The following is a 4429-nucleotide window of genomic DNA, read 5'->3' on the forward strand; positions in this document are numbered from 1 at the left end:
AGGACGTGGGCCTCCTCGACGAGTCGCTCTTCATGTACTACGAGGACACCGAGCTCGCCTGGCGGCTCCGACGCCGCGGGTGGCGCGTGGAGTACGCGGCCGACGCCGTCGTCGAGCACGACCACTCGGCGTCGTCCGGCGTGCAGAGCGACCTGTTCGTGTTCCGCAACGCCCGCAACCGCCTCGTCGTCGCCCTCTGGCACGCGCCGTGGCCGACCGTGGTGCGCGCTGCGGTCCGGACCGCAGCGCGCGGGCTGGTGGGTCTGCGGTCCAGCCGCAGCAGACGGGATGCGCGGCTCGTCCTGGCAGCGCTGGCCGACGTGGTCGGGCACCTCCCCGCGCACCTCGCGCGCCGCCGCCGCGAGACGCGGGTCGCGTCCGTCCCGCGGAGCGCCGTGGACCCGACCGCATGAGCGGGGCGGGCTATCCTGGAGGCTCCCCCGTCGACGGTCCCGGCCGCGGCGTCCCCGGCCGGAAGGAACCACGCGTGCCGCAGCTCACCGTCCTCATCGACGGGACCGCGGTACCGCGCAACCTCGGCGGTGTCGGACGCTACGTCGAAGGGGTCGTGTCGCACCTGACCGACCCGACACTCGACGTGCACCTCGTCGTCCGGCCCGTGCACGCCGCCCACTTCCGCGCCGTCGCACCGCACGCGACCCTGCACACCGCGCCGGCGTGGACCGAGTCCGTGCCGCTGCGGTTCCTCTGGGAGCAGACCGGGCTGCCGACACTCGGTCGGCGGATCGGCGCCACGGTGCTGCACTCCCCGCACTACACGTTCCCGTTCGCCTGGCGGCGGGGCTCCGTCGTCACGCTGCACGACGCCACGTTCTTCTCGAACCCCGAGTGGCACTCCCGCCTGAAACGCACGTTCTTCACCTGGTGGAGCCGCCGCTCGCTCCGGACCCGTCCGGTCGTCGTCGTGCCGAGTGCCGCCACCGCGACCGAGGCACGACGCGTCGTCCCGGGCATCCGTGCGGACGTCCGGGTCGCCCCGCTCGGCGTGGACCGCACCGTCTTCCACGAGCCGTCCACCGCCGCGGTCGAGGACGCCCGGATCGCCGCGACGCTCCCCGACGACGCCGCCTGGATCGCCTTCCTCGGCACGATCGAGCCGCGCAAGAACGTCACCGCGCTGCTCGACGCGTACGCCTCGGTCCGCGACGCCCGGGCGGTCACCGGATCGGACACGCCCTGGCTGGTGTTCTCCGGCGCCCGCGGCTGGGACGAGGCCGCGATCGAACGCCTCGACGCACTGCAGGACGCCGACCACGTGGTCGAGGCCGGGTACCTGCCCCTCGAGGACCTCCCGGGTTCCTCGGCGGCGCGGAGTTCGTCGTCTACCCGTCGCTCGGCGAGGGCTTCGGTCTGCCGGTCGTCGAGGCGATGGCCACGGGCGCGTGCGTGCTCACGACCAGACGCCTGTCGCTGCCCGAGGTCGGGGGCGACGCCGCCGTGTACAGCGAACCCGACGCCCCGGCGCTGGCGGCCGCCATCGCCGAGCTGCTCGACGATCCGGCGCTCGTCGCGTCGCACCGTGCCGCTGCGCTCCGGCGGGCCGAGGACTTCACCTGGGACGCCACCGCGGCCGTGCACACCGACGCCTACCGGGCCGTCGCCGGGGGCGTCCGATGACCCGGGTCGCGGTGCTCACCGTCACGTACAACACGGGTGAGACGATCCGGCCGTTCCTCGCGAGCATCGAGGCGGCGTCGACGTCCCCGGTCGCGGTCGTCGTCGCCGACAACGGCTCGGCGGACCTCGAGGCGCTCCGGGCGATCGGTGAGTCGTACGGCGCCGTCGTGGTGTCCTCCGGCGGGAACCGCGGCTACGGGGGTGGGATCGACGCCGCGCTCGGCGCCCTCGACGACGTCCTGCCGGACGTCCGGCCGGAGTTCCTGCTCGTCACGAACCCCGACGTGGTCCTCGCACCCGGTTCCATCGACGAGCTCGTGGCCGCGGCCGACCGGCTCCCGACCGGCGGGTCGTTCGGTCCGCGGATCCTCGACGAGCACGGCGACACCTACCCCTCGGCACGGCAGCTGCCCTCGCTCCGCACCGGACTCGGTCACGCGGCGTTCTCGCGGTTCTGGCCGGCGAACCCGTGGAGCCAGCGCTACTGGTCGACCACCGAGGTCGTCGAGCGCGAAGCCGGCTGGCTCTCCGGCGCCTGCTTCCTCATCCGGACGTCGCTGTTCCGCGAGCTCGGCGGCTTCGACGAGTCGTACTTCATGTACTTCGAGGACGTCGACCTCGGGCAGCGCGTGGGGCTCGCCGGTCGGGCGAACGTGTACGTGCCGACCGCCGTGGTGACGCACACCGGGGCCCACTCGACGTCGTCGAACCGGCGCCGCATGGAGGTCGAGCACCACCGGAGCGCCTACCGGTTCCTGTCCCGCAAGTACCGGGCGTGGTGGCTGTGGCCGCTGCGGCTCGTGCTGCGCGTCGGACTGTCGGTCCGCGCTCGCTGGGTCACGCGCAAGTAGCGCCCGCGCAGCTCCACGCGGCTTTGGTTGTGCGGCGGCGCAGCCGTGCCCGCGTCGAACCAGGGTTCCGACGTGGAACCGGGCACGCGGCCTGGTTCGACGTCGCAAAGGTGGTTCGACGCCGCGGCGGGTGCAGTGCGGGCGCGACGCGCTCAGCGGCGGAAGCGGGTGCGCTCCGCGCGCGCGGCGGCGAGCAGCACGCGGGCACGGGCGTCGAACGAGTGCTCAGCGGCGACGTGCGCGGCGACCTCGGCGCGCTCGGCGGCCGACGGCCACGGGTGCGCCGGGTCGAGCAGGTCCGCCAGGTCCTCCCGCGACCGCGCCACCGCCAGCGTCGGGACGTCGAGCACGTCACCGAGCCCGACCACCGGGTCCGTCACGACGACTCCCCCGGACGCCAGTACGTCGAACACCCGGTTCGACACGAACCCGCCGGCCGCCATGTCCGGCCAGTGGTCGTTCAGCACGACACGGGCGGACGCGTAGGCACCCGCGACCTCGGACCGGGACAGCGCCGGCTCGCCGCGGAGCTCCGGCGGGACGACGCCCTCCCACCCGGGGCCGTGCACGCGCAGATCGGCGCCGAGGTCGACCGCGTCCCGGACGACCGGGCGCGCGGTACCGCGGGTCGACCCGACGAAGACGACCCGGCCGGCATCGGGCCCGGCGGACACGTCCGGACGGAAGACCGCCGGGTCGGTCGCCTGGAGCAGGGTCTCGACCGGCACGCCCGAGCGCGCGGCAGCGTCGGCGGCCCACGCCGGACCGGCGGCGAACGACCGGTCGAACGACCGCAGCTCGGTGTCCGCGACGTCGTCCGGGTGGCTGATCACCCACAGGAGGTTCACCGACGCCGGGTTCGGCGGCACCCGGTCGAGTCCCCGCACGACGAGGGTGACGTCGTCCGTTCCGTCGTCGTCCCGCACGTGCGCGTCGCGGCGGTCGACCCGCACGTGCTGCCCGAGTCGCTCGAGGGCGGCGGCCAGCTCGGCGGCGAAGTGCACGTCGCCCCAGCCGTCGCCGTCGGCTCCGGCCGGCGCGGCGATCTTGATCGACCAGGCGAGCGGATCGGCAGCGGGGCGGCAGGAGCGGCGGGCGGGCGTCACGGGCCGGGCACCCCACGGCGGCAGCGGCGGGCCGGCGACGACACCGGCGCCCCGGTCATCGACGGTCTCCCGGGGTTCGTCCCGCCACGCCGAGAACGTGTCGACGGTCGCGGCGTCGATCGTCCGTCCCGGTTCGACCGTGCGGACGACCGACCCGACGGCCTCGACGAGCACGGGCGCGCCGACGGGTGGTCGCTGCAGGACGGCGCAGGCGCGCGTCCACGCGATCAGCGTCACCCGCTCGTCGGGCAGCACCGGCGCCGGCGCGACGAACGCCCCCGGCAGGGCGAGCACGGGTTGGTCGGCGCCGAACACCGAGGAACCCGCGCCGAACGGCCGGTCGTCGGACCACGGGAGCGCACCCGGGCGGACGAGCAGCGCGCCGTTCCGCTCCGCTCGGTCGGCGGTGCGCACCGACGCCTGCACCAGACGGTGCTGTCCGGTCGCGTGCAGGGTACGCAGGCCCGCGGCGTCGATCACGACCGAGGTGTCCACGACCACGAGCACCCGGCCGACGCCGGCGGCGACCCCGGCGTTGACCGCCGAGCCGATCCCGTCGACGGCGTCCGTCCGGCCCCACGGCAGCGCCCCGTCGAACGCGTCCTCGGGCGAGGCGTCGGCCACGTAGCTGACGGCCCGGACGTCGACCGTCCGCCCGAACGCGGCACGGGCGACATCGACGAGTCGTGCGACATCGGCGTGCCGGTCCGAGCGGGTCGTGACGAGCACCGTCACCGGCACGTCCAGCTGCGGCAGCGGGACGTCGGAACCGGCCACGCGGACGGGCGATGCCGCCGTCACGGACGCGTGTCGCGCCTCCTGGACCGCATCGGG

The 4429-nt window shown here is 75.1% G+C and carries 3 protein-coding genes and 2 pseudogenes; 4 read left to right on the forward strand and 1 reads right to left on the reverse strand.

Annotated elements, in window-relative coordinates; all coding sequences use genetic code 11:
• The 4 genes and pseudogenes from I5E_RS25085 to I5E_RS01340 all read left to right on the forward strand — a co-directional run.
• Nucleotides 1-413, forward strand: a pseudogene (locus tag I5E_RS25085) (glycosyltransferase); the annotation flags it as partial.
• Nucleotides 410-1003, forward strand: a pseudogene (locus I5E_RS26840) (glycosyltransferase); the annotation flags it as partial. The pseudogenes I5E_RS25085 and I5E_RS26840, both read left to right, overlap by 4 nt.
• On the forward strand, nucleotides 886-1638 hold the full coding sequence (locus I5E_RS26845) for a glycosyltransferase (RefSeq protein ID WP_369007683.1): 753 nt from the start codon (nucleotides 886-888) through the stop codon (nucleotides 1636-1638). The pseudogene I5E_RS26840 and the gene I5E_RS26845, both read left to right, overlap by 118 nt.
• Nucleotides 1635-2489, forward strand: coding sequence for a glycosyltransferase family 2 protein (locus I5E_RS01340; protein ID WP_022905415.1), 855 nt, complete (start codon nucleotides 1635-1637; stop codon nucleotides 2487-2489). Before I5E_RS26845 ends, I5E_RS01340 begins: the two co-directional genes overlap by 4 nt.
• A 152-nt stretch (nucleotides 2490-2641) precedes the next feature.
• Here the strand turns inward: I5E_RS01340 and I5E_RS01345 are convergent.
• On the reverse strand, nucleotides 2642-4429 hold a 1788-nt coding region (locus I5E_RS01345), incomplete at its 5' end, for a glycosyltransferase family protein (RefSeq protein ID WP_222836439.1).

It is taken from the genome of Curtobacterium sp. B18 (assembly GCF_000333375.1).
Classification (GTDB): Bacteria; Actinomycetota; Actinomycetes; order Actinomycetales; family Microbacteriaceae; genus Curtobacterium.

What these genes read in the sequence shown, in the direction of transcription:
- I5E_RS01340 (WP_022905415.1), top strand. Translation starts at nt 1,635, where the DNA reads ATGACCCGGGTCGCGGTGCTCACCGTCACGTACAACACGGGTGAGACG.